General features: G+C 64.4%; 25 protein-coding genes and 1 pseudogene. 16 read left to right on the forward strand and 10 right to left on the reverse strand.

What is annotated here, in order from left to right; translation table 11 throughout:
* Positions 1-193: 193 nt before the first annotated feature.
* Positions 194-847 (reverse strand): TetR/AcrR family transcriptional regulator, encoded by a 654-nt coding sequence (locus JQ566_RS09020; protein ID WP_212371890.1) that lies wholly within the window; start codon positions 845-847, stop codon positions 194-196.
* Between the two features lie 246 nt (positions 848-1,093).
* On the opposite strand from JQ566_RS09020, the gene JQ566_RS09025 reads away from it, so the two are divergent.
* The 3 genes from JQ566_RS09025 (at position 1,094) to JQ566_RS09035 (ending at position 3,726) form a co-directional block, all read left to right on the forward strand.
* Positions 1,094-1,636 (forward strand): OsmC family protein, encoded by a 543-nt coding sequence (locus JQ566_RS09025; RefSeq protein WP_212371891.1) that lies wholly within the window; start codon positions 1,094-1,096, stop codon positions 1,634-1,636.
* A gap of 35 nt (positions 1,637-1,671) precedes the next feature.
* Entirely contained in the window at positions 1,672-2,784 is a 1,113-nt protein-coding gene (locus tag JQ566_RS09030) for an acyl-CoA dehydrogenase family protein (RefSeq protein WP_212371892.1), read from the forward strand.
* 63 nt (positions 2,785-2,847) lie between these two features.
* Positions 2,848-3,726: a sulfurtransferase gene (locus tag JQ566_RS09035; RefSeq protein ID WP_212371893.1), complete on the forward strand. Its 879-nt coding sequence runs from the start codon at positions 2,848-2,850 to the stop codon at positions 3,724-3,726.
* 7 nt (positions 3,727-3,733) lie between these two features.
* On the opposite strand, the gene JQ566_RS09040 is transcribed toward JQ566_RS09035, so the two are convergent.
* Complete coding sequence (locus tag JQ566_RS09040) at positions 3,734-5,662, reverse strand: sigma 54-interacting transcriptional regulator (protein WP_212371894.1); 1,929 nt, start codon at positions 5,660-5,662, stop codon at positions 3,734-3,736.
* A 160-nt stretch (positions 5,663-5,822) separates the two neighbouring features.
* Here JQ566_RS09040 and JQ566_RS09045 point away from each other — a divergent pair, with 160 nt between their 5' ends.
* The 4 genes from JQ566_RS09045 to cynS all read left to right on the forward strand — a co-directional run bounded on the left by JQ566_RS09045 (position 5,823) and on the right by cynS (position 9,671).
* The gene (locus tag JQ566_RS09045) at positions 5,823-7,202 is read left to right on the forward strand and encodes a CmpA/NrtA family ABC transporter substrate-binding protein (protein ID WP_212371895.1); all 1,380 of its coding nucleotides are present in this window, start codon (positions 5,823-5,825) and stop codon (positions 7,200-7,202) included.
* Positions 7,203-7,398: 196 nt separating this feature from the next.
* Complete coding sequence (ntrB, locus tag JQ566_RS09050) at positions 7,399-8,238, forward strand: nitrate ABC transporter permease (protein WP_212371896.1); 840 nt, start codon at positions 7,399-7,401, stop codon at positions 8,236-8,238.
* 5 nt (positions 8,239-8,243) lie between these two features.
* The gene (locus JQ566_RS09055; protein WP_212371897.1) at positions 8,244-9,167 is read left to right on the forward strand and encodes an ABC transporter ATP-binding protein; all 924 of its coding nucleotides are present in this window, start codon (positions 8,244-8,246) and stop codon (positions 9,165-9,167) included.
* Positions 9,168-9,182: 15 nt separating this feature from the next.
* A complete protein-coding gene (gene cynS / locus JQ566_RS09060) occupies positions 9,183-9,671 on the forward strand; it encodes a cyanase (protein WP_051380595.1) in 489 nt (162 codons plus the stop codon).
* Here the strand turns inward: cynS and JQ566_RS09065 are convergent.
* Positions 9,658-10,485 carry an isocitrate lyase/PEP mutase family protein gene (locus JQ566_RS09065; RefSeq protein ID WP_212371898.1) on the reverse strand — a complete coding sequence of 276 codons (828 nt, stop codon included), beginning with the start codon at positions 10,483-10,485 and terminating at the stop codon, positions 9,658-9,660. The two genes, cynS and JQ566_RS09065, sit on opposite strands and share 14 nt — an antisense overlap.
* A gap of 104 nt (positions 10,486-10,589) precedes the next feature.
* Here JQ566_RS09065 and JQ566_RS09070 point away from each other — a divergent pair, with 104 nt between their 5' ends.
* The gene (locus tag JQ566_RS09070; RefSeq protein WP_212371899.1) at positions 10,590-11,564 is read left to right on the forward strand and encodes a LysR family transcriptional regulator; all 975 of its coding nucleotides are present in this window, start codon (positions 10,590-10,592) and stop codon (positions 11,562-11,564) included.
* A 5-nt stretch (positions 11,565-11,569) separates the two neighbouring features.
* On the opposite strand, the gene JQ566_RS09075 is transcribed toward JQ566_RS09070, so the two are convergent.
* The gene (locus JQ566_RS09075; protein ID WP_212371900.1) at positions 11,570-11,893 is read right to left on the reverse strand and encodes a DUF1476 domain-containing protein; all 324 of its coding nucleotides are present in this window, start codon (positions 11,891-11,893) and stop codon (positions 11,570-11,572) included.
* 334 nt (positions 11,894-12,227) lie between these two features.
* Between JQ566_RS09075 and purC the strand changes: the two genes are divergently transcribed.
* Genes purC through JQ566_RS09090 form a run of 3 tightly spaced genes read left to right on the forward strand, consistent with a single transcriptional unit; the run spans position 12,228 to position 13,518 of the window.
* On the forward strand, positions 12,228-12,995 hold the full coding sequence (purC, locus tag JQ566_RS09080; RefSeq protein ID WP_008974302.1) for a phosphoribosylaminoimidazolesuccinocarboxamide synthase: 768 nt from the start codon (positions 12,228-12,230) through the stop codon (positions 12,993-12,995).
* Between the two features lie 13 nt (positions 12,996-13,008).
* Entirely contained in the window at positions 13,009-13,251 is a 243-nt protein-coding gene (purS, locus tag JQ566_RS09085) for a phosphoribosylformylglycinamidine synthase subunit PurS (protein WP_036012950.1), read from the forward strand.
* Positions 13,252-13,263: 12 nt separating this feature from the next.
* A complete protein-coding gene (locus tag JQ566_RS09090) occupies positions 13,264-13,518 on the forward strand; it encodes a hypothetical protein (RefSeq protein ID WP_212371901.1) in 255 nt (84 codons plus the stop codon).
* Positions 13,519-13,533: 15 nt separating this feature from the next.
* Here the strand turns inward: JQ566_RS09090 and JQ566_RS09095 are convergent, their stop codons facing one another.
* Positions 13,534-14,550, reverse strand: coding sequence for a magnesium and cobalt transport protein CorA (locus JQ566_RS09095; protein ID WP_212371902.1), 1,017 nt, complete (start codon positions 14,548-14,550; stop codon positions 13,534-13,536).
* Between the two features lie 167 nt (positions 14,551-14,717).
* On the opposite strand from JQ566_RS09095, the gene purQ reads away from it, so the two are divergent.
* Positions 14,718-15,419, forward strand: a complete 702-nt coding sequence (gene purQ, locus JQ566_RS09100) for a phosphoribosylformylglycinamidine synthase subunit PurQ (RefSeq protein WP_212371903.1) — start codon at positions 14,718-14,720, stop codon at positions 15,417-15,419.
* The gene (locus JQ566_RS09105; protein ID WP_212371904.1) at positions 15,416-16,387 is read left to right on the forward strand and encodes a tripartite tricarboxylate transporter substrate binding protein BugD; all 972 of its coding nucleotides are present in this window, start codon (positions 15,416-15,418) and stop codon (positions 16,385-16,387) included. The genes purQ and JQ566_RS09105 overlap by 4 nt, the downstream gene beginning before the upstream one ends.
* Positions 16,388-16,421: 34 nt before the next feature.
* On the opposite strand, the gene JQ566_RS09110 is transcribed toward JQ566_RS09105, so the two are convergent.
* Entirely contained in the window at positions 16,422-16,820 is a 399-nt protein-coding gene (locus JQ566_RS09110; RefSeq protein ID WP_212371905.1) for a RidA family protein, read from the reverse strand.
* A 134-nt stretch (positions 16,821-16,954) separates the two neighbouring features.
* Between JQ566_RS09110 and JQ566_RS09115 the strand changes: the two genes are divergently transcribed.
* A complete protein-coding gene (locus tag JQ566_RS09115) occupies positions 16,955-17,551 on the forward strand; it encodes a TetR/AcrR family transcriptional regulator (RefSeq protein ID WP_212371906.1) in 597 nt (198 codons plus the stop codon).
* Positions 17,552-17,707: 156 nt separating this feature from the next.
* On the opposite strand, the gene JQ566_RS09120 is transcribed toward JQ566_RS09115, so the two are convergent.
* Positions 17,708-18,673, reverse strand: a complete 966-nt coding sequence (locus tag JQ566_RS09120) for a DMT family transporter (RefSeq protein ID WP_212371907.1) — start codon at positions 18,671-18,673, stop codon at positions 17,708-17,710.
* Between the two features lie 75 nt (positions 18,674-18,748).
* Positions 18,749-19,228: a PaaI family thioesterase gene (locus tag JQ566_RS09125; protein WP_212371908.1), complete on the reverse strand. Its 480-nt coding sequence runs from the start codon at positions 19,226-19,228 to the stop codon at positions 18,749-18,751.
* Positions 19,229-19,404: 176 nt separating this feature from the next.
* Between JQ566_RS09125 and purL the strand changes: the two genes are divergently transcribed.
* Positions 19,405-21,615: a phosphoribosylformylglycinamidine synthase subunit PurL gene (gene purL, locus JQ566_RS09130; protein ID WP_212371909.1), complete on the forward strand. Its 2,211-nt coding sequence runs from the start codon at positions 19,405-19,407 to the stop codon at positions 21,613-21,615.
* Positions 21,616-21,788: 173 nt separating this feature from the next.
* On the opposite strand, the gene JQ566_RS09135 is transcribed toward purL, so the two are convergent.
* Positions 21,789-22,976, reverse strand: coding sequence for an acyltransferase family protein (locus JQ566_RS09135; RefSeq protein WP_212371910.1), 1,188 nt, complete (start codon positions 22,974-22,976; stop codon positions 21,789-21,791).
* A gap of 188 nt (positions 22,977-23,164) precedes the next feature.
* Here JQ566_RS09135 and JQ566_RS09140 point away from each other — a divergent pair.
* Positions 23,165-23,337: pseudogene (locus JQ566_RS09140) on the forward strand (DUF1328 domain-containing protein).
* A 124-nt stretch (positions 23,338-23,461) separates the two neighbouring features.
* On the opposite strand, the gene JQ566_RS09145 reads toward JQ566_RS09140, so the two are convergent.
* Positions 23,462-23,821, reverse strand: coding sequence for a DUF427 domain-containing protein (locus tag JQ566_RS09145; protein ID WP_212371911.1), 360 nt, complete (start codon positions 23,819-23,821; stop codon positions 23,462-23,464).
* Positions 23,822-24,000 lie beyond the last annotated feature (179 nt).

Consider the following 24,000-nt stretch of genomic DNA (forward strand, 5'->3'; position numbering starts at 1 on the left):
CGTAGCTCGAAGAGAAGGCGGAAGCGTGCCCACCATGTCGTTCATCAAGAGCTGAGGCAGAAGTGGTGGGCACGGCGCTTTGCGCCTTTGCCCACCCTACGAAATCTTCGTAGATCCGGATGGAGCGGAGCGTAGTCCGGGACAGTGTCCCCGCATTTCGCTTCGCTGCATGCGGGCTACGAGACCGGCGCGGTCACACCGCCTCCAGCTGATCCGCAGCGCGCTTCTTCTTTGCCTTCGTCTGACCGAGCAGGGGGCCGGCGGTGAGCGCGGCCGTATCGGCCACGCCCGGATCGCGCGAGATCATCGCGGCGACGATGGCGCCGTCGATGATGAGGCCGAGCTGGTGCGCCAGCACTGCGGGCTCGGCGGAGCCGAGCTCGCCGGCGAGCTTCTCGATATGGCCGAGCACGATCTTCTTGTGCTTCAGCGCGATGTTGCGGAACTGCTTTGCGTCCTTGTCGTGCTCGCCGACGGCGTTGATGAAGGGGCAGCCGTAGAAGCGCTCCTCGGCGAACCAGCTTTTCAGTGCAGGGAAGATGCGCGTGAGTTTGGCCTGCGCATCGCCGCCGCCTGCCTCCATGGCGCCGATGAACCATTCGCGCCACTGCCTGCCTTCGCTCTCCAGCACGGCGTTGACGAGATTGGTCTTGGAGCCGAACAATTTGTACAGCGTGGTCTTGGCGGTGCCGGCTTCCTCGATGATCGCATCGATGCCGGTGGCGTTGATGCCGTTCTTGCAGAACAGATGCGTCGCGGCACTGAGCAGGCGCCCGCGCGCGGATTCGTCGTCGCCGGCACCGGCGTGCGGTGAACTTGAATTCTTCTTCGATGACGTCTTTGCCATGAGCGCCAACTTAATCGCAGCCGCGCCACATCAGCAAGACGCATCTGTTCCGCGCTGAAAAGATTCGCATCCGCTCACGCATCTGCTCCGCCTTTGAGCAGGAAAGGGTTGATCAATCCGCAGGCAGCCGGCTTAAGCGGCTCCAATGCTTCGCATTTCGTTTTTGGCCTGGACTGGCACGCTCCATGCAAGGAAACAGACCGTTCGGTATCCTACCGATTTCCACTTCTGCCAGGGAGAAGACTGATGACTGCCGTCGTTCAAAAGACAGTGCTGACGGGGTGCCTCGCGCCCATCGACAAGAATGGCCTCGAGCAACTGATCGCGAGCGGCAAGGCCAATCCGAAGGTCGTCAAGACCTTGAAGTGCAAGACGGTCGCGGAAGGAAAGTTCCGTCACGCCAACTACATCCGCAACCTGCCACCCTACATCGTCGACGAGCCGCCCGGACTGCTGGGTGACGACACCGCGCCCAATCCGTCGGAAGCCTCGCTTGCCGCGCTCGGCTCGTGCCTTGCGGTCGGCCTGCACGCCAATGCCGTGCACCGCGGCTGGATCGTCAACAAGCTCGAGCTGGAGCTCGAAGGCGATCTCAACATCACCGCGGTCTGGGGCACCGGCGATGTCTCCGACAAGCCGGTCGGCTTCACCGATGTCCGCGTCAAGGTCGACATGGAATGCGAGGGCATCTCGCCGGACGAGATCGACGCGCTGGTCGCCCATGTGAAGAAGTGGTCGCCGGTAGCCAACACCTTCACCCGCCCGGTCAATCTCGAGGTCGGTATCTAGCAGACGGCAATCAGGACAAGGTGCGGGAGACGATCATGGGTTCACTGGCTTTATCGCGGGCCGAAGTTCTGGATCAGCCCGCACCGTCCATTGCGGGCGAGGTGGCGCGGATCGCGCGCGAGCAGCTCGCGCCGCTTGCCGCCGGCATCGATGACGGATCGGTCTATCCGGCCGAGGTGCTGCGCAAGCTCGGTGCGGTCGGGGCGTGGGGCAGTCACGTGCCTCACGAAGGCCCGGCCGATCTGCGCTGCGCGATCCAGGCGACGGCGGCGATTGGGGAGGTCTGCGGGGGGACGGCCTTCATGGCCTGGTGCCAGAACACGCTGGTCTGGTACGCGGCGAACTCGACCAATCTGAAGCTGGCCAAACGCTTCGGCGATGCCTTCTCGACGGGGCGCGTGCTCGGCGGCACCGGTCTCTCCAATCCCATGAAGAGCTTCTTCGGCATCGAGAAGCTGAAGCTGAAGGGGCGCAAGGTCGAGGGCGGCTATATCGTGCGCGGCGCGCTGCCCTGGGTCTCGAATCTCGGCCCCGACCATTATTTCGGCACCATTTTCGAGCGTGAGGACGAGCCGGGCACTGTCATGTTCCTGGCCGATTGCTCGGACCCGGCGATCACGCTGACGCCGTGCAAGCCGTTCCTCGCCATGGACGGCACCGGCACCTATGGCGTGCAGTTCCGCAACGCCTTTATCCCTGACGAGCTGATCCTCGCCGATCCCGCCGGGCCCTTCGTCAAGAAGATCCGCGCCGGCTTCATCCTGCTCCAGGCCGGCATGGCGCTCGGCCTGATCAAGGACTGCATCAGCATCATGGACGAGGTCGACAATCCGCTCGGGCACATCAACCGCTATCTGCCGCAGCAGCCGGTGCATTTCCGCGACCTCGCCGCCGAGCTCGAGACGGAGACCATGGCGCTGGCGCGCGATCCCTACAACGAGGAGGAAACTTACTGGCGCAAGGTGATCGCGCTGCGGCTGCGCGCCGGCGAAGCCAGCGTCGCGGCGGCGCATGCAGCGATGCTGCATTGTGGCGCGCGCGGCTACCTCAAAAGCCACCGCGCGCAGCGGCGTCTGCGCGAGGCCTATTTCGTCGCGATCGTCACGCCGGCCACCAAGCAGCTGCGCAAGATGCTCGCCGATGCCTGAGTTCTACGAGTCCACCCCAAGACGACGACCCTAGAGACCCCCAACCTCAACGGAGAGGCTGCCATGACTGACGTTCTGATCACTGCCGTCGAACTCGCCGATCTCTTGAAGACTGAGCCGTGTGTCGTCATCGACACCCGCAATCCCGACGCCTACGCCGCCGGCCATCTGCCCAATGCCGTCAACGTGCACGAGATTTTCACGTTCCTGGCGACCTCCACGCCCGAGGGCATGGCCGAGCTGAAGACGAAGTTCGCCGATGCGTTCGGCGGCGCCGGTCTTTCCGGCAAGGAAACGGCTGTCATCTACGAGCAGTCGATGAATTCCGGCTTCGGCCAGTCCTGCCGCGGCTACTATCTCCTCACCATGCTCGGCTATCCCAAGGTGAAGGTGCTGCATGGCGGTTTCGATGCCTGGTCGGCCGCGGGTTTTCCGGTGACGAAGGATGTTCCGGCGCCGGCGAAGGCGTCGTTCGGAATCGTGCCCGAGGCGGGCGAGATCCTGATCGATGCCAAGACCATGCTCGCCGCCGTCGGCAAGCCCGGCATCGCGATCCTCGACGTGCGCGACGTCGACGAGTGGATCGGCGACAGCTCGTCCCCGTACGGCAAGGATTTCTGCCCGCGCAAGGGCCGCATCCCCGGCGCGGTGTGGCTGGAATGGTATCGGATGATGAAGCCGACCGCCGAGGGCCCGCGCTTCAAGTCCAAGGACGAGATTCTTGCGGAATGCGCCACCGTCGGCATCTCGCAGACCACGCCGGTCTATCTCTACTGCTTCAAGGGCGCGCGGGCCTCGAACACCTTCCTGGCGCTGAAGAACGCCGGCGTGAAGGACGTGCGGATGTATTTCGGCTCCTGGAACGAATGGTCGCGCGATCCCTCGCTGCCGATCGAGCAGGGCCTGCCGATCGCAGCGGGTGTCACGACCAAGGCGGCGTGAGCGCGCGCTAACCGAGGGCCCGCGGACGAGGCGCAATTCCCAGCGCCTTGATCCGCGAGGCCAGCGTGGTCGGCTTGATGTCGAGTATCTCGGCCGCCCCGCCGGGGCCGAAGACTTTTCCGGCGCAGACTTCGAGCGCGGCGAGAATGTTGGCGCGCTCGTGGTCGCGCATTTCGGATGACGTCATGATCGCAGGCCGCGCGTCGACCTTCTGGCGGGCGGCACCGCTAGGCGCTTGCGCGCCGGAGGCGTCAGGCAGATCGATGCGCAGGCGGCCGTTCTGGGACAGGATCGCGGCGCGCTCGATCACGTTCTGCAGTTCGCGGACATTGCCGGGCCAGTCGTAGCGGGTCAGCCGTCGCGCATCGCCCTCCGACAGGCGCAAATTCGATTTCAGCGCCTTGCTCTCGCGCGTCAAAAAATGCTGGGCGAGCAGCGGGATGTCCTCGCGCCGCTCGCGCAGGGGCACCGTCTCGATCGGAAACACGTTGAGGCGGAAATAGAGGTCCTCGCGGAAACGTCCGCGCTGGACCTCCTGCTTGAGATCGCGATTGGTCGCGGCGATGACGCGGACATCGACCGCGCGCGTGCGTTCTTGTCCCACGCGCTCGAAATGACCCTCCTGCAACACGCGCAGCAGCTTGCCTTGCAGTTCGAGCGGAATCTCGCCGACCTCGTCGAGGAACAGCGTGCCGCCGTCGGCGAGCTCGAAACGGCCGATACGGTCGCGGGTTGCCCCGGTGAAGGCGCCGCGGACATGGCCGAAGAACTCGCTCTCGAACAATTCGCGCGGGATCGCGGCGCAGTTGACGCGGATCAGCGGCCGGTCGCTGCGGGTGGAGTCCTCGTGGATGGCGCGCGCGATCAGCTCCTTGCCGGTGCCGGATTCGCCGTTGATCATCACCGCCGCCGTCGTCGGCGCCACCAGCTTGACCTGCCGCAGCGTCTTCTGGATCGCCTCGCTCTGGCCGATGATGCCGCGCGGATTGGTCTCGATGCGGATTTCCTCCTGGAGATAGGCGTTCTCCAGCTCCAGCCGCTCGCGCAGGCGATCGACCTCGGCAAGCGCCGCATGCAGCTTCTCGTCGGCCTCGCGGCGCTGGCTGACGTCGCGAAACACCACGACGGCGCCGACCACGACGCCGCGATCGCGGATCGGGGTCGAGGTGTATTCGACCCAGGCGGGCGAGCCGTCCTTGCGCCAGAACACCTCTCCATCCACCTGGTGCACGGCGCCGTCGCGGAACGCCGCATAGATCGGGCAGTCGTGGTTGTGGTAGTGCCGGCCGTCGTGATGGGTGTGGTGGACGATCGGGTGGATCTCCTTGCCGACCAGCTCTTCGGCGGTCCAGCCGAGCATCCGCTCCGCCGCGGGATTGACGAAGGTGGTCTTGCCTTCCGCATTCACGCCATAGATGCCTTCGCCGGCGGCGCGCAGGATCAGCTGGTTCTCGCGCTCGATGTCCTGGAACACGCGCTCGACCCGCTGCCAGGTCGAGATGCCGCCGCGCATGTGGTCTTCGGCGGCGGCATCGACATTGCGCCGGCGGCGCGCTTCGAGATCGGTCAGCGTCAGCAGCAGCAGCGTGCGGCCGTCATGCGGCAGCAGGCAGCCGGCATATTCGAGCTGGAGATTTTGCCCCGTCGCATGGCGGGGATTGAGCGCCGTGGTCCAGTAGGCGCCCTTGTGCAGCACGGCCTGGGTGAAGACGGTGAGGGCGGCAAGCTCGCCGGCGTGGAGCGTGCTGGCCCGGGTCTGCCGCAGCAGGGCGCGGTCGTAGCCGAGCAGAGCACAGGCGGCGGGATTGGCATCGACGATCTGGTCGCCATAGGGATCGACCAGAAGCGTCGCCTCGACGGAGGATTCGAACGCCGCGATACGCGGGTCGATGGCGGGAGCCACATCATCGTGGATGGACATTGGCGTCGATGCCATTGCGAAATCTCGTAATTGAACTACGAAAATTCGTTTATCACGAGTTTTCGTAGCGGCCAAGCGCGGGCGAAAGTGCTGCGTCATCAAGGCTCTGCCCGCTCGGGACGCGGTGGCATGCTCCTTGCGTAATTGCTCCTAGCAATGACGCGCAGGAGGGCTGATGTCCACGTTCGACAATCCGTTTGATCCCGATCGCAACCTTCGAGCCGGCTGTGCCTGCGGCCAGCATCGTTCTGTGGCGGAGCACGAGCAGGCCGCGGCGCTGCGTTGCGAGCCGGTCGAAAGCGAAGAGAAGCGCTACGAGGGCGTGGTTGCCTCCGCGGTGATGCGCGCGATGTTTCCGCAGGATGTGGCGCGGCGCGCATTCCTGAAGTCGGTCGGTGCATCCACCGCACTGGCCGCGCTCTCGCAGTTCTTTCCGCTCAAGACGGCGACCGAAGTGTTCGCGCAGACCGGCGCGCCCGAGAAGAAGGACCTCAAGGTCGGCTTCATTCCGATCACCTGCGCCACGCCGATCATCATGGCGGCGCCGATGGGCTTCTATGCCAAGCACGGCCTCAATGTCGAAGTGGTGAAGACCGCCGGCTGGGCCGTGATCCGCGACAAGACCATCAACAAGGAATACGACGCAGCCCACATGCTGGCGCCGATGCCGATCGCGATCTCGCTCGGCCTCGGTGCCAATGCCATTCCGTTCGCGGTGCCCGCGATCGAGAACATCAACGGGCAGGGCATCGTGCTGGCGACCAAGCACAAGGACAAGCGCGATCCGAAGGACTGGAAGGGCCTGAAATTCGCCATTCCCTTCGACTATTCCATGCACAATTACCTGCTGCGCTATTATCTCGCGGAAGCCGGCCTCGACCCCGACACCGACGTGCAGCTGCGCTCGGTGCCGCCGCCGGAGATGGTCGCCAATCTGCGCGCCGACAACATCGACGGCTTCCTTGCGCCCGACAATATCTGCCAGCGCGCGATCTATGACGGCGTCGGCTTCATGCATCTGCTGTCGAAGGAGATCTGGGACGGCCATCCCTGCTGCAGCTTTGCTGCGAGCAAGGAGTTCATCACATCAGCGCCGAACAGCTTCGCGGCCCTGACGCGGGCGATCGTCGATGCCACCGCCTACGCGTCGAAGGCCGAGAACCGTAAGCAGATCGCAGAAGCCATCGCGCCGGCGAACTACATCAACGCGCCGGTCACGGTGCTGGAGCAGGTCCTGACCGGCACCTATGCCGACGGCCTCGGCGGGGTGAAGACCGATGCCAAGCGCGTCGACTTCGATCCGTTCCCCTGGCAGTCCTTCGCGGTGTGGATGCTGACGCAGATGAAGCGCTGGGGCCAGATCAAGGGCGACGTCGACTACAAGGCGGTTGCCGAGCAGGTCTATCTCGCCACCGACACCAAGAAGCTGATGACCGAGATGGGCCTGTCGCCGCCGGCGAGCGCTTACAAATCATTCGCGGTGATGGGCAAGACGTTCGACCCGGCCAAGCCGGAGGATTATTTGGCGAGCTTCAAGATCAGGAAGGCGTCGTGAAGAGGTGCGCTCTTGTGTCCCGGACGCGATGCAGCACTCCCGGCGATGCGAAGCATCGTCCGGCGTGCTGCTTCGCAGAGCCGGGACCCAGTCGTGCCGCATGGGTCCCGGTTCTTCGTCGCATCGCACCGGACGATGCTTCGCATCGCCGGGAGCGCTGCGCCGGGCCCGGGACACGATACCGGGGATATGCAAGATGAACACCTCCCTCCGTCTCCGCGCCGGCCTCGTCTCGATCGCGCTGCTGGCCGCCTTCCTCGGCATCTGGCATCTCGCCACGCGCTCCACTGCGCCGGTGACGACGATGAGCCCGGAATACGCCAAGCTGATGGGCCTGACTGCGACGCAGGGCAAATCGGCGATGCCCGGGCCGCTCGATGTCGGCGCAAAACTCTGGGAGCATCTGAAGCGTCCGTTCTACGACAATGGGCCGAACGACAAGGGGCTCGGCATCCAGCTCGGTTATTCCATTGCGCGCGTCGGCACTGGCTATCTGCTGGCCGTGCTGGTCGCGATCCCGCTCGGCTTTCTGATCGGCATGTCGCCGCTGCTGAGCAAGGCGCTCGATCCCTTCATCCAGGTCTTGAAGCCGATCTCGCCGCTGGCCTGGATGCCGCTGGCGCTCTACACCATCAAGGATTCCTCGATCTCGGCGATCTTCGTCATCTTCATCTGCTCGATCTGGCCGATGCTGCTCAATACGGTGTTCGGCGTTGCCAGCGTGCGCAAGGAGTGGGTCAACGTGGCGCGCACGCTGGAGGTCGGCACCGTCAGGCGCGCCTTCACCGTGATCCTGCCGGCAGCGGCGCCGACGATCTTGACCGGCATGCGCATCTCGATCGGCATCGCCTGGCTCGTGATCGTCGCGGCCGAAATGCTCGTCGGCGGCACCGGCATCGGCTATTTCGTCTGGAACGAGTGGAATAATCTGTCGATCACCAACGTCATCATCGCGATCCTGCTGATCGGGGTCGTCGGCATGCTGCTCGACCAGATCCTCGCGCGCTTCACGCGCATGGTCACGTTTCCGGAGTAGGGGCCATGACGGACAAGTTCATCTCCATCGAAGCCATCGCCAAGCGCTATCCCGGCGCCGGCGGCGCGACGACCACCGTGTTCGAGAACCTCTGGCTCTCGATGAAGCGCGGCGAGTTCGCTTGCGTGATCGGCCATTCCGGCTGCGGCAAGACCACGGTGCTCAACATCCTCGCCGGCCTCGATGCGCCGAGCGAGGGCGCCGTCATCGTCGACGGGCAGGCGATCTCGGGGACCAGCCTCGACCGCGCGGTGATCTTCCAGAGCCACGCGCTCTTGCCCTGGCGCACCGTGCTCGGCAACGTCGCCTATGCCGTGAGCTCGAAATGGCGCAGCTGGGATCGCGCCAAGGTGAGGGCGCATGCGCAGACCTTCATCGATCTCGTTGGTCTCTCCGGCTCCGAGCACAAGCGTCCGTCGGAGCTGTCGGGTGGCATGAAGCAGCGCGTCGGCATCGCGCGGGCGCTGTCGATCACGCCGAAGATGATGTTGATGGACGAGCCGTTCTCGGCGCTTGATGCGCTGACGCGCGGCACGCTGCAGGACGAGGTGCGGCGCATCTGCCTCGAGACCGGGCAGACCGCGTTCATGATCACCCATGACGTCGACGAGGCGATCTATCTCGCCGACAAGATTTTCCTGATGACCAACGGTCCCGGCGCGGTGCTGGCGGAGGTGGTCGAGAACCCGCTGCCGCGAGATCGTGGCCGCACCGATCTGCACCGCCATCCGCTGTACTACGCGCTGCGCAACCACATCATCGATTTCCTGGTGACGCGCAGCAAGACCTTCACCACTGAAAAGCCGGATCACGATCCGCGCAACGTACCCGTCGTGCATATCGGCAAGCCCGGCCTCTCGATCGCATCAAACGGCGAAGAGCCACGACAGACCTGGATGCCGGGGACAAATCCCGGATTGAGTGCCTAACAAGGAGACGCCAACATGAAGCGCGAAGACCTCACCGAAAAACTGCTCGACATCAAGCGCGAGAAGGGCTGGAGCTGGAAACATATCTGCGAAAAGATCGGCGGCTATTCCGAAGTGCTGATCGTCGGCGCGATCATGGGCCAGATGAAATTGACCAAGCCGCAGGCCGCCAATGCCGGCGAGCTGTTCGGCCTGTCGAAGGCCGAAGTTGCGATGCTCAACGAGGTGCCGATGCGCGGGACCGGCACGCCGATGCCGCCGACTGATCCCCTGATCTATCGTTTCTACGAGATGGTGATGGTGAACGGCCCGGCCTGGAAAGCGCTGATCGAGGAAGAGTTCGGCGACGGCATCATGTCGGCGATCGATTTCGACATGGCGCTCGAACGTGTTGCCAACCCCAAGGGCGACCGCGTCAAGATCACCATGAGCGGCAAGTTCCTGCCGTACAAATATTACGGCGCCAGCGGCAACGTGCCGGAATACGGCTTCAAGGAGGGCTGACCGACGCGAAGGCGTCGCGCAACTCCTTGATCGGTGCCATCTCGCGAACATAGGTGAAGGATCCCTTGTCCTTCATCTCGCGTGCGCAATTCAGGAACGCGGCGAGCGCGTAGCGCGACATGGCCCCGCCGACGCTGATGCGCTTGACGCCGGCGGCGGACAATTGCCCGACCGTCAGCGTCGGGTCGGCAAAGCCCATCACGTGGTTGAAGGGCTTGCCGAGCGAGGCGACGACCGTCCGGATCGTGGCGAGATCGTACAGGCCGGGCGCATACAGGACATCGGCACCCGCGGCCTCGAAGGCCTGCAGGCGGCGGATCGTGTCGTCGAGGTCCTTGCGGCCGTGCAGGAAGTTCTCGGCCCGCGCCGTCAGCGTGAACGGAATTGGCAGCGCGCGCGCCACTTCGACGGCGGCCTGGACGCGCTCGACGGCATGGGAGAAGTCGTAGATCGGGCGATCGCGGTCGCCGCTGAAATCCTCGATCGAGCCCCCGACCGCGCCAACCTCGGCGGCACGCCGTATCGCTTCGGCGGCGCGCCTCGGCTCGTCTGCGCCGCAATTCTCGAGGTCCACGCTGACCGGCAGGTCGGTGGCTTCGACGATCGCGCGCGCGTTGGCGAGGATGACGTCGAGACCGACGCCGCTGCTGCCGAGCATGTTGGCCACCCCGAGGCTCGTGGTCGCCAGGGCCTCGAAGCCCATCGCCGCGAGCAGCTTGGCCGTACCGGCATCCCATGGATTGGGAATGATGAAGGCCCCCGGTCGCGCGTGCAGCGCGCGAAACGCCGTCGCCTTGTCCAACTGGCTCGTCATGGCTCACCTCTTTGTTGTCGCTCCAGGCAGCCTTAGGCGCATTCGCGTCATCCGCCAAATTTGTTATTCTTTCCAGCATCATCAGTTTTTTGCATGAGTTCGGGATGGACAGCGACGCCCTCAACACCTTTCTCACCATTCATCGCAGGGGCGGGATCTCGAATGCCGCGAAATTCCTGCACCGCTCGCAGCCGGCGATTTCGCGCCGCATCGCCCTGCTGGAGCAGGAGCTCGGCGTGCCGCTGTTCGAGCGGGTGGCAGGCCGCACGCGGCTCAGCGATGCCGGGCGTGTGCTGATCCCCTATGCCGAGCGCGCCGTCGCGGCGGCACAGGACGCCGAACAGGCGGTACGTGCGCTGACCAAGCAGAATGCGGGGCCGGTTTCGCTGGCCGTGACCGGCACGCTGGCCGACGGCCGCCTGTCGGGCATCATGAAGCGGTTTGCGAGGGAGAATCCGGCCGTCGCGCTGACCTTGCGGACCGCGACCAGCGCCGAGGTCAGCGATCTCATCCGGCGCGGCGAGGCCACGATCGGCCTGCGCTACAATACCGACCGCGCCGGCGACCTCGCCTGCGAGCTGGTGCTGCGCGAGGCGTTGCAGGTCGTCTGTGCGTCCGATCATCCCCTGGCCGGACGCCGCGTGAAGCGCCTCGCCGAGCTTCGCGGCGAACGCTGGATTGCATTCCCGGAGACTCGCGGGCGGCGCGAAATCGCCGCGGCTCACGTGTTCGCGCTGTTCCTGACGCAAGGGCTCGGCGACGTGGAATGGACGGCCGTGGACAGCCTCACCGCGCAGAAGCGGCTGGTGGAGGCCGGCTTCGGCCTTGCGGTATTGGCGCAGAGCCACGTGGTGGAGGAGCTGCGTGCAGGAGCGATCTCGACGATCACCGTCGGCGATCTTGCCGCAGACCAGCACATCGTCCTGGTGACTCGTCGCGGCGGCTTCCTGAGTGCCGCCGCTCAGCGCCTGCTTGAGACCATCCGCCGCGACTACGCCACGGCCGACGTCTCAAAGATCCGGGGTAGCCCAAAAAGATCGCCGGCGCGCAAGGTCGTTGCGCGCCGGCGTCGGGCCTGAACGTATTACTTCCCCGCCTTCACCTCGGCGGCGGCCACCGCGAGCAGCTCGCTCATCTTGGTGCGAATCGCCTGCTCGGTGACGGCGACGTTCTTGGCGGCGAAATCGGCCGTAATCTTGCGCAGGACGTCGGCATCGCCGGCCTCCTCGAAATCCGACGCGACCACCTCCTTGGCATAAGCGGTGGCGGCGTCGCCGGTGATGCCGAGCTTTTCGGCCGCCCACAGGCCGAGCAGCCGGTTGCGGCGGGCCTCCGCCTTGAACTTCTGCTCCTCGTCGAGGGCGAACTTCTTCTCAAAGCCTTCCTCGCGCTTGCTGATCTCGCTCATGCCTTGTTCCAAATCTCCTGCTGAATGGCGCGGGAGCCTTCCGTTGCGGCGACCCGGCTGCATGCCTACATAGATAGCACGAATCGGCAAAACAACGGGCCGTTAAGCCGCAGGCAAGACGGTATAAGTTGGCGCCGGACGGCCGGATCGATTGTGCTGGGACAGCCAATCGGATAGGTTGCCTAAAGGCTTGGTTCCTGTTCTGTTTCCTTGAGGTTTCCTTGGGTTATGGATGGGTTCCCAGCCGTTCACGGCAGCTCCGCTGTGGGTCGTAATCCTAGTCAACCCGGAGCACACCAATTTCATGGATTTCAACAAAACACGGTACATCCCCATGAGCCGTCGGCGTCGCATTTATGAAGGCAAGGCAAAGGTTCTTTACGAAGGCCCCGAGCCCGGTACCCTGATCCAGCACTTCAAGGACGACGCCACCGCGTTCAATGCGAAAAAGCATCAGGTGATTGAGGGCAAGGGTGTCCTCAACAACCGGATCTCGGAGTACCTGTTTCAGCATCTTAACGACATCGGGGTGCCGACCCATTTCATCCGCCGCCTCAACATGCGCGAGCAGTTGATTCGCGAGGTCGAGATCGTGCCGCTCGAGGTGGTGGTGCGGAACGTTGCCGCCGGCTCGCTGTCGCAGCGTCTCGGCATCGAGGAGGGCACGCAACTGCCCCGCTCGATCATCGAATTCTACTACAAGAACGACCAGCTCAACGACCCCATGGTGTCGGAAGAGCACATCACCGCCTTCGGCTGGGCGACGCCGCAGGAGATCGACGACATCATGGCGCTCGCCATCCGCGTCAACGACTTCCTCACCGGCCTCTTCCTCGGCATCGGCATCCGTCTCGTCGACTTCAAGATGGAGTGCGGCCGGCTGTTCGAGAACGAGATGATGCGGATCATCGTCGCCGACGAGATCTCGCCCGATAGCTGCCGCCTGTGGGACATCAAGTCGAACGAGAAGCTCGACAAGGACCGTTTCCGCAGGGACCTCGGCGGCCTGCTCGAGGCCTATACCGAAGTCGCAAAACGCCTCGGCATTCTCATGGAGAACGAGCGTCCGGCGGGCTCCGGCCCGGTGCTGGTGAAGAGCTAAAGGGGTTTTTGACGTGAAGGCACGTGTCACCGTTACCCTGAAGACGGGCATCCTCGATCCGCAAGGCAAGGCCATCGAAGGCGCGCTGAAGTCGCTCGGCGTCGACGGCGTCGCCAGCGTCCGCCAGGGCAAGGTGTTCGACATCGAGCTCGCCGGCGCCGACAAGGCCAAGGCGGAAGCCGCGCTGAAGGAAGCCGCCGACAAGCTGCTGGCGAACACCGTGATCGAGAATTATGCGATCGAGATGAAAGCATAAGGAACAGGCCAAATGCCCGACGTGACGGCCGAGCTCACGTTCGAGGTGTTGAAATCGATGCAGGCGCGACTGGCGCAGGTCGATGGCAAGATCGACGAGGTGAAGCAGGAAATTCTGGCGTTGCGAACGTCCCAAAATGCCGCTCGCCAGGATGTCACGAGTGTCTTTCAGGAGATCGCGGCGGTTCATGCCACTTTGGTGAGGCATGAGGGTCGGCTTGACCGTATCGAGCGCAGGCTTGAACTGAACGAGATGCCTGTCCGATAGGATCGAGCCAGCATCCTATAGCCACCCCACGCGCCGAAAACGCCAGTACAGTGCGCCGCATGCCGTCAGCATCATGCCGAGCAGCATGAAGTAGCCGTACTCCCATTCCAGCTCCGGCATGTGCTTGAAGTTCATGCCGTAGATGCCGGCGAGCGCGGTCGGGATCGCGATGATGGCGAGCCAGGACGCGAGCTTCTTGGACACCGCCGTCTCGTGGGCCTGGCCGACCAAGAGGCTCGCCTCGAAGGCGAAGGCCAGCACCTCGCGCATGGAATCGATGCGCTCCTGGATGTTGCGGACATGGTCGGTGACGTCGCGGAACAGGGGTTGCATCGTCGCGCGCACCATCGACAGCTCATCGTGCTCGAGCCGGCGGCAGACCTCCACCAGCGGCCCGATCGCATTGCGGAGCCGCAACAGGTCACGGCGCAGCATGTAGAGCCGCTCGATCTGCGTCTTGGTGATCGCGTGCGCGAGCACGTCGTCCTCGATCTCCTCGATCTCTTCGTGAATGCTTTCCAGCACGGGCGAGTAGTTGTCGACGATGAAATCGAGGATGGCATAGAGGATGTAGTCCTCGCCGCGCGCGAGCGCTCGCGGGCAGCTTTCGCAGCGCTCGCGCACCGGCGTGTAGGACGTCGAAGCGCCGTGGCGCACCGAGACAAGATAACCGTCGCCGACGAAAATGTGGGTCTCGCCGAAGGCGATCCGGCCCTCGATCAATTGCGCCGTGCGCGCGACGATGAACAGGGCCTCGCCATATTGCTCGATCTTCGGCCGCTGGTGGGCGTGGTTGGCGTCCTCGATGGCGAGCTCGTGCAGATCGAACTGCTTCTGCACCGCGCCGAGCAGCGCCATGTCGGGCTCGTGCAGCCCGATCCAGACCACGTGGCCGGGCTTGGCCCGCCAGCTCGAGGCCTCGCTGATGGCGATGTTGGCGACGCGGCGGCCGTCGACATAGGCGCCGGCAGCGACGACGCCCTCGATGGACACCGGTTCGGAAGGGGATGCGGGCAGCGACGGGACGTTCATGGCTTCAATCCCGGGCAAATCGAGCAGCCAAATGCGAGTGGCTATGGCCTGTGTACAAGGGCACTCCGCAACGCTAGCACTGGTAAATTCTGCGTCAAATGGTTATGTCTCTTCGCGAATTGGCCCGTTGGCCAGCCTCGATTCCCAGCCTCGTCGGAACCTCTGCCATGAAAGCCGCCATCCTCGTCTTTCCCGGAATCAACCGTGAGCGCGACATGGCGCGCGCATTGAGGCTGATCTCCGGCAGCGAGCCGGCGATGGTCTGGCACGCCGAGACGTCGCTGCCCGCTGGCACCGATCTCGTGGTCGTGCCCGGCGGCTTCTCCTACGGCGATTACCTGCGCTGCGGCGCAATCGCCGCGCGTGCGCCGGTGATGGATGCGGTGCGCGATTATGCGGGCAAGGGCGGGCTTGTGCTCGGCGTCTGCAACGGTTTTCAGATCCTCTGCGAGTCCGGCCTGCTGCCGGGCGTGCTGATGCGCAATGCGCGGCTGAAATTCATCTGCCGCGACGTGCATCTGCGCGTCGAGCGCTCCGATACCCCGTTCACCCGCGGCTACAATGCCGGTCAGGTGATCCGCGTGCCGGTCGCCCATGGCGAGGGCAATTACGAGGCGGACGAGGAGACCATCAAGCGGCTCGAAGGCGAGGGGCGGGTGCTCTATCGCTACTGCTCCGCCGACGGCGTGGTCGACGAGGCCGCCAATATCAACGGCGCGGCACATTCGATCGCCGGCATCGTCAACGACGGGGGCAACGTGCTCGGCATGATGCCCCATCCGGAAAACCACGTCGAAGACATCATGGGCTGCACCGACGGCCGCGGCCTGTTCGCCGGCCTCGTCCAGCATCTGGAAAAAGCCGCGTGATCTCGCTGGTGTTGAAGCGGACGTTCGCCGCGATTGCGGCGGTGTCGTTCGCGACCGCTGCGCTCGCACAGGATTTTCCAAAGCGTCCGATCACCATGATCGTGCCGTTCGCGGCCGGCGGCACCTCGGACGTGATCGCGCGCACGGTCGCCGAGCAGATGGGCATCGCGCTCGGCCAGACCATCGTGATCGAGAATGTGGCCGGTGCCGGCGGTTCGACCGCGCTGGCGCGCGCCTCCCGCGCCGAGCCCGACGGTTACACCATCGCGATCGGCAATGCCGGCACCAATGCCGCGACCTACACGATCTATCCAAAACTGCCGTTCACCCCTGAATCCTTCGTGCCGATCGCCATGGTGGCGAAGACGTTCGGCATCATCGCGCTGCGCAAGGACTTTCCGGCGAAGGACCTCAAGGAGTTCATCGCCTACGCCAAGGCCAATCCGGGCAAGATCAATCTCGGCCATGCCGGCGTCGGCTCCTCGAACTATCTGATCTGCAAGAGCTTCGTCACCGCGGCCGGGATCGACGCGACGCTGGTCGGCTATCGCGGCGCAGCCCCTGCGCTGACCGATGCGGTCGGCAGCCAGATCGACGGCGTCTGCGATGCGGCGGCTTCCGTCTCGCAGGCGATCAACGAGAAGCTGGTGAAGGGGCTGGTGGTCGGCTCGACCGTTCGGCTCGCCACGCTGCCGGATCTGCCGACATCGGCTGAGGCCGGCCTGCCTGAATTCGAGGCACAGGGCTGGAACGGCCTGTTCGCGCCCAAGGGCACGCCGCAGGCCGTGATCGCCAAGCTGAATGCCGCTGCGCGCACGGCTGTGGAGACTGATGCGGTGAAGAAGCGTTTCGCCGATCTGTCGACCGTTGCCCCCGATTCCGATGAGCACACGCCCGAGGTGCTGCAAAAGCTCGTGACGCGCGACGTCGAAAAATATCGGAAGATGCTGGCCGACGACGCCAAGTAGTCAGGCGCGCCCTGCTGACGGCCGGCGGAAGGCTTTACTGAAGCGCAGGAATGCGGGCGATGACCTTGATCTCGAAGTCGAAGCCGGCAAGCCAATTCACACCAACGGCCGTCCAGTTCGGATAGGGCGCTCCGCCGATCTCCGCGGCGCGAATGGCCATCACCGTCTCGATCTGGCTCGCCGGATCGGTGTGGAATGTGGTGACGTCGACGACATCGTCCAACGTGCATCCGCCGGCTTCGAGCACGGCGCGCAAATTGGCGAACGCGCGCCGGACCTGGTCCTCGAACACCGGCTCGGGTGAGCCGTCCTCGCGACTGCCGACCTGCCCCGAGACGAAGAGCAGGTCGCCGGAGCGGATCGCCGCGGAGTACCGATGCGCTTGATACAGCGCGTGGCGGTTCGCGGGAAAGATTGCCTCTCGCTGGGGCATGGCAGGAGCCTTTCAATCAAGCGATGGAGAGTGGCGGGACGTGGGGCCGCCAGTGGCGTCTCACGGGTTTTTCATATACGCCTCGTATGTGAGATATCACTCACATACGAGGCGTATGTCAATAGGGATCAGGCATGGCAAAGGGAAAGCGCGCCGCGGCCATGGCGGAAAATCGGGCCAAGCTCATCCGCGCCGCGCGCGAGGCATTTGCCACACAGGGCTATGCAGACGCGTCGATGGACGAGCTGACTGCCGCCGTCGGTCTGACGCGGGGCGCGCTGTATCACAACTTCGAAGACAAGAAGGGGCTGCTCTGGGCCGTCGTCGAGCAGATCGACGGCGAAATGGCGGAGCGGCTCCGCATCGTTCGCGAGCAAGCGCCCACCTTGTGGCAAGGCCTGCTCGCGGAGGGGAGCGCTTATATCGAAATGGCGCTCGAGCCCGAGATCCAGCGCATCATACTTCTCGATGGACCTGCCGTGCTCGGCGATCCCTCCAAATGGCCCGGCGAGAACGCCTGTCTCGACATTACCATGCGAACGATCCGCGCGCTGATCGAGGAAGGGGTCGTGAAGCCGGTCGACGTCGAAGCGGCGGGGCGGCTGCTGAACGGCGCTGCGCTCAGCGCCGCATTATGGGTCGCGGCAGCCGACGATCCCAAGAGCGTGCTGAACAAGGCCGTTGATGCGTTTCGAGAGCTGGCGAGTGGATTGCTGCGCAAGGCGGTTTGACCGTGCGTGATGGAGACGAGGCGCGTCAGCGCCGTCTCGAAGGACGAGGCGTGCGCGCAGGCCGCCGCAACAAGTCATATGCGATAGCCCTGCCCGCAAGCGGGAGAGGTGATCCGAGCTCTCGGCTCGCATCGATCCAACCAAATCTCGTTCCGCTCACCGTAGCTTCAACCGCTCCGCCGGCACCGTCATCGCCGCAACGCCGGCCATCACCAACAATAGCCCCAGCGCGAGGTTCGACGGCACGCTCTCGCCGAGCAGCAGCACTGACAGCCCGACGCCGATCGGGATGCGCAGATAGCCTTGCGCGTTGGTGGTCAGCGTGCCGAGCCGGCCGAGACACACGTAGAACAGCATCAGGCCTAGCGCGCTCGACACGATGCCCATGACGATGGTGGCGGTGATGGCCTGATACGTCGGGTGCAGCGTCCAGGGCTGGTCGATGATCAGCGCCGGCGGCAGCAGCACGAGGCCGCCGAACAAGAGTGAGCCGGCTGCCACCACCATCGGATCGTATTCGGACAGGCGGAGGCCGAAGATGGTCGCGCAGGCAAAAGAGATGGTGGCGAGCAGGATCGCGATCTCCGCGATGATCTCGCTGCCGAGGCCGCGCAGCGCATCGAGGCCGACGATGAGAATCGTGCCGGCAAGGCCGAGGATCGCGCCGGCCAGCTTGAGCAGCGTCGCCGGCTCGTGCCGGGTGATCAGCGAGGTGATCAGGAAGGCGAAGATCGGCGTGGTCGAGGCCAGCACCACCGTGTTCGAGGCCGGCACATATTGCTGCGACCAGGTGATGATCAGGAACGGGAAGGTCGAGTTGATCAATTGCTGGGTCGCGAACAGCTTCCAGGCTTTCGCGTCGGTGGGGATCCTGGTGCCGCGCATCCACAGGATCGCGAACAGAAAGGCGGCCGCGATCAGCGAGCGCGCCGAGATGAAGGTGATGGGCGGGATCGTATCCAGCGCGAGTTTTGCGAGCGGATAGGTCGAGCTCCAGCAGCAGGCCAGCGCGAGCAGTAGCGCATAGTCGCGCCAGTTGCGTGCACCTTTGGCGGCCATGGACGGCAACGGCGTTGATGCGGCCGCCGTCGCGCGACCCGCCTCGGATGTGCTCTGCGGCACCTTGTTCTGCTCCCCGGCGCACAAGCGCTTGCCGGGAAGTCTGGGCGAGGGGACCCGAAAAGGGAAGGCGCCGAGCTATGCGTTTGGCTGAGGTAGCGCCTTCCGCTTCATCCGCTTGATCGTGCCGGAAAAAGTGAGCAGCAGCCGCTCGCCGGACATCATCTTGCCGCGCAGGAAGATCAGCGAACCGCCGGCGCGGCTGACCTCGCCGGTGCATTCGATCAGCTCGCCCTCGCGTGCCGCATCGAGGAATTCGCAGGCGAAATTGGTCGTCACCGCCCGGCTGTCCAGGACATGGGTGGCGATCGCAAACAGGGAGTAGTCGGCAAAGGCCATGTAGCAGCCGCCATGGACGTTGCCGGAGCCGTTGAGGTGCTTTTTCTCGACCCGGAAGGCGCTGCGGACGCTGCCATCCGCCTCGATCCGGTGCCAGAAGGGGCCGACATGGGACTCAAAACTGTCGCGAATCCAGGTCCGCCAGCCCGTGAATTCCCCCTCTGTCGCGACATGGAGGTCGGGGCGGCGCGGCGGGGGCGCTTTGGTCAATTCGTGCAAGGAAATAGGCCTTCAATTGCGGGTCTTTAGTCCTTAAATCCGATCCGTTCGCGCCGTGCAATTCCTGTTCCTGCGGGCGCAAAACGTGGGACAGCGGGAAAATGCGCCATAAAGGGCTTTTCGAAGCCGTCCGATGTTCCTAAGAACGGCCAACCGCCGCCGAAAGCCTCGAATCCATGAAGAATGAACCCAAGATCACCCCCGAACTGGTTGCCGCCCACGGGCTCAAGCCCGACGAGTATGAGCGCATCCTGAAGCTGATCGGGCGGGAGCCGACCTTCACCGAGCTCGGCATCTTCTCGGCGATGTGGAACGAGCATTGCTCGTACAAGTCCTCGCGCATCCATTTGCGCGGCCTGCCGACCAAGGCGCCCTGGGTGATCCAGGGCCCCGGCGAGAACGCCGGTGTGATCGACATCGGCGATGGCCAGGCCGTGGTCTTCAAGATGGAGAGCCACAACCACCCGAGCTATATCGAGCCGTATCAGGGCGCAACCACCGGCGTCGGCGGCATCTTGCGCGACGTCTTCACCATGGGCGCACGTCCCATCGCCTGCCTCAATGCGCTCAGCTTCGGCGCGCCCGAGCACCCGAAGACGCGGCATCTCGTCTCCGGCGTGGTGGCGGGCGTCGGCGGCTACGGCAATTCCTTCGGCGTGCCGACGGTGGGCGGGCAGGTGCGCTTCCACACCCGCTACGACGGCAACATCCTCGTCAATGCCATGGCGGTGGGCCTCGCCGACGCCGACAAGATTTTCTATGCGGCGGCCTCCGGTGTGAACATGCCGATCGTCTATCTCGGCTCCAAGACCGGCCGCGACGGCATCCACGGCGCTTCGATGGCCTCGGCCGAGTTCGACGACAAGTCCGAGGAGAAGCGCCCGACCGTGCAGGTCGGCGATCCCTTCGCCGAGAAGCTGCTGCTCGAGGCCTGTCTCGAGATCATGGAGAAGGGCTGCGTCATCGCGATCCAGGACATGGGCGCGGCCGGCCTGACCTGCTCGGCGGTCGAGATGGGCGCCAAGGGCGATCTCGGCGTGGACCTCGATCTCGATGCCGTGCCGACCCGCGAGACCGGCATGAGCGCCTACGAGATGATGCTCTCGGAGAGCCAGGAACGCATGCTCATGGTGCTCAAGCCGGAGAAGGAGAAGGAAGCCGAGGAGATCTTCACGAAGTGGGGGCTCGATTTCGCGATTGTCGGCTACACCACGCCGAGCAAGCGTTTCGTGGTCAAGCATGGCGGCGACGTCATGGCCGATTTGCCGATCAAGGAGCTCGGCGACGAGGCGCCGGTCTATGACCGCCCGCATGTCCCCTCCGCCGCGCTGCCGATCGTGCATGCCCGCGACGTGCCGGCGCCGATGGGCCTCGGGCCTGCGCTGGAGAAGCTGATCGGCACGCCGGACATGTGCTCCAAGCGCTGGGTCTGGGAGCAGTACGACCACGTCATCCTCGGCAACACCATGCAGCGTCCCGGCGGCGATGCGGCCGTGGTGCGCGTGCAGGACGGGCCGAAGGGCCTGGCGCTGACCGTCGACGTCACGCCGCGCTATTGCGAGGCCGATCCGTTCGAGGGCGGCAAGCAGGCGGTGGCGGAAGCCTGGCGCAACATCACCGCGGTCGGCGGCAAGCCGCTCGCGATCACCGACAATCTCAACTTCGGCAATCCTGAAAGGCCCGAGATCATGGGCCAGTTCGTCGGCTGCCTGAAGGGCATCTCGGAAGCCTGCCGCACGCTCGATTTCCCGGTCGTGTCGGGCAATGTCTCGCTCTACAACGAGACCAACGGCCGCGCGATCCTGCCGACGCCCTCGATCGGCGGCGTCGGTCTGCTCGACGATTTCACCAAATCCGCTTCGCTCGCCTTCAAGGCCGAGGGCGAGGCGATCCTGCTGGTCGGCGAGACCCATGGCTGGCTCGGCCAGTCCGTGTATTTGCGCGACATTTGCGGCCGCGAGGAGGGAGCGCCGCCGCCGGTCGATCTCGCTGCTGAGAAGCGCAACGGCGATTGCGTGCGCGGCATGATCCATGCGGGCACCGCAACGGCCGTGCACGACCTGTCCGACGGCGGTCTCCTGATCGCGCTCGCCGAGATGGCGATGGCAGGCGGCATCGGCGCTAAATTGCTCGCAGCGCCCACCGCGCTGGTGTCGCAGGCCTATTGGTTCGGCGAGGACCAGGCGCGCTATCTCGTCACCGTTCCGGAAGCGGAAGCCGGCCGCGTGCTCGCCAAGATGCGCGGCTGCGAGGTGCCCTGCGTGCGGATCGGCACCACCGGCGGCGATGCGATCGCGATCGCGGGCGAGGCGCCGGTTACGATCGACAGCTTGCGCAAATCGTTCGAGCGCTGGCTGCCGGAGTATATGGGCGGCAAGGCGGCGTAAGGCGCTCCCGCGAACCCAGACTCGTAGCCCGGATGGAACATAAGCGTAATCCGGGACCGCTATCACTTGTGGCAAGACCCCGGATTGCGCGGAGCCTGTCATCGGGCGGCGCTTCGCGCCGACCCGTTGGCTCCATCCGGGCTACGGATTTCACAGTGACGAGAGGCCTGGCCTCACAATACGCGCGAGGCGCCCGGGATCTGCCGCAACGCTCGCGTCAGCGCCCAGCTCGCCGCGACTGTCAGTACAAAGCCGATCGTGGCCTTGACGATCGCCGGCAGGTCATAGTCGAACAGCCAGTATTGCAGCCATAGTGCGAACGGATAGTGCACCAGGAACATGCCGTACGCGTCGCCCTGCATTGGATCGAGCAGCTTGGCTGAGCCTGATTGCTTGAACCTCTGGAAAAAGGCCAGGATCAGAAACATGACGGCCACGCTGAAGACAGTGAAGCAGATGGCATAGAGCGCTTCATACCAGTCCGGCAACGGCGACGGGTTGCCCAGTATTTCGCGCTTGATGAAGATCAGCACCCACAAGAGGCAATACGGAACGATCGCCAGCACCATCCAGTCCCAGCTGACCTTTGCCATGCGGCCGTCGACAGCGAGCAGCCCGCGATCCATTTGCGCAACGCCGATGCCGGCACCGAAAAAGAAGTAGGTCGCGTAGAGCATCACGCGCCCGTGCTGGACCGAGAACGGCCCGAACTCGAACCAACTGTTTGCTCCGAAGTGAACCCGCCCGGGAATGTAGAACGCCGCGGTGACGGCGAGCATGACCGCGAAGAACACGGCGGGCCGACGGCGACCGTGTAGCGAGAGGCGATTGATCGGATCGAGCAGATTGGGCGACAGCCGGTGCAGCAGGCAGGCAACCAGGTCGAAGGCGAACAAGACCCAAAGGAACCAAATCGGCCCGCTCGGCCACGGGCCCTTGGTGACCATATTCCACCAGAATTCCGAAAAGCCGATCTCGGGATGATGCCGCAGGGAGATCGCGTAGTAGGCGACCGGAATGACCGTAAAGGCGCAGATCGCGAAGGGTAAGCCAAGCCGAAGCAGGCGATCTGCCAAATAGCTCCGCGCTCCCTTCCGGGCGATGCCGGACCAGGCGAACAGTCCCGACAGGAAGAAGAACATCGCCATGAAGAAACTGTCGGTGGCGAGCACGATCATGTCGAAGCCGAGGAAGTACTTCGGATCGGTATGACCGAAATAAGTATAGGGGATCACCGCGTGATGCAGCAGCACCACCAGAGTCAGGAAGGTGCGGGCGCGATCGATCGCCAAATTGCGCGCCGTGCTCTTCGGCGCGGCATGCACCTCTGCGCCGATCGTCGCTGAATGTGACATCGTCATCGTACCGCCCCGATCGCGTTCCTGATCCCGGCTGGACTGTGCCGCCGGGAACTCGATTCAGCAAGGGCAGCTTATGCCATAGGTCAGCCCCGGCGCCATCAGGAACCAGTTCCGCGCAGCGAAGTCAGCGTTCGACAAAAAGGGCGTGAGGGCCGCGACAAGCCGCGGGCGGCCGTTCGGAGCCGGCGATGACAATCCTGAGATGGGCGCTGATCTTCCCACTTGTCTCGATCGTGGCCGGCGTGCTCGGCTTCACCGGCATTTCGGCCGCCTCCGCCGACATCGCCCGCTTCCTGTTCTACGTCTTCGTCGTGATCTTTCTGGTGCTGCTGGTCCTGGGCTCACGATCTTCAGGGCGTAGCCGGGCTTTCCGCAACAAGCTCAATCGTCATGCCCGGGCTTGACCCGGGCATCCACGCCTTTCCTATCCGTGGCAATCAAAGAACGTGGATGGCCGGGATAAACCCGGCCATGACGGAAGCGGCTTACCCCACTTCCTCGATCTTCACCTTGTCCGGGTAGAAGGCGAGATGGCCGGAAATCTCGCTCATCGCTGGGAAAGGCGTCTCGTAGGTCCAGATTGCGTTGTCCAGCGTCTTGCCGTCGGCCTTGACGCTGTAATAGTTCGCGTCCCCCTTGTACGGGCAGTGGGTGACACGGTCGGTGCGCTCCAGCAGGGCCATGTTGGTGTCCTCTCGTGGCACATATTGCACCGCCGGGTATTTGGCCTCCTTCAGGGTCAGCGCCTTGCCGGTCTCGGCGATCACGATGTCGCCTGCGGTCACACGGACGCGCCGGGGATTGGGGGTGATGGTGATGGGGTGGTCGGGCCCTGGAAGCTTCATGATTTCACGCCTTTTCGATCAATCTGCCGCGCGCGGCACTTTGTCGTGCCTTTATCCTGGTGGGATCACGGATATAGTGCCGGAAGACGTGACCTAGAAGGCCGTTCACGCTAAGTTTGAGCCTGCCGGTGAGGGGACCCCGGCCGCGATTCGAACGCTTGGACCAGAAAACGCTTGGA

Origin of the sequence: Bradyrhizobium sp. SZCCT0231 (genome assembly GCF_018130245.1) — a bacterium.
GTDB lineage: Bacteria > Pseudomonadota > Alphaproteobacteria > Rhizobiales > Xanthobacteraceae > Bradyrhizobium > Bradyrhizobium japonicum_F.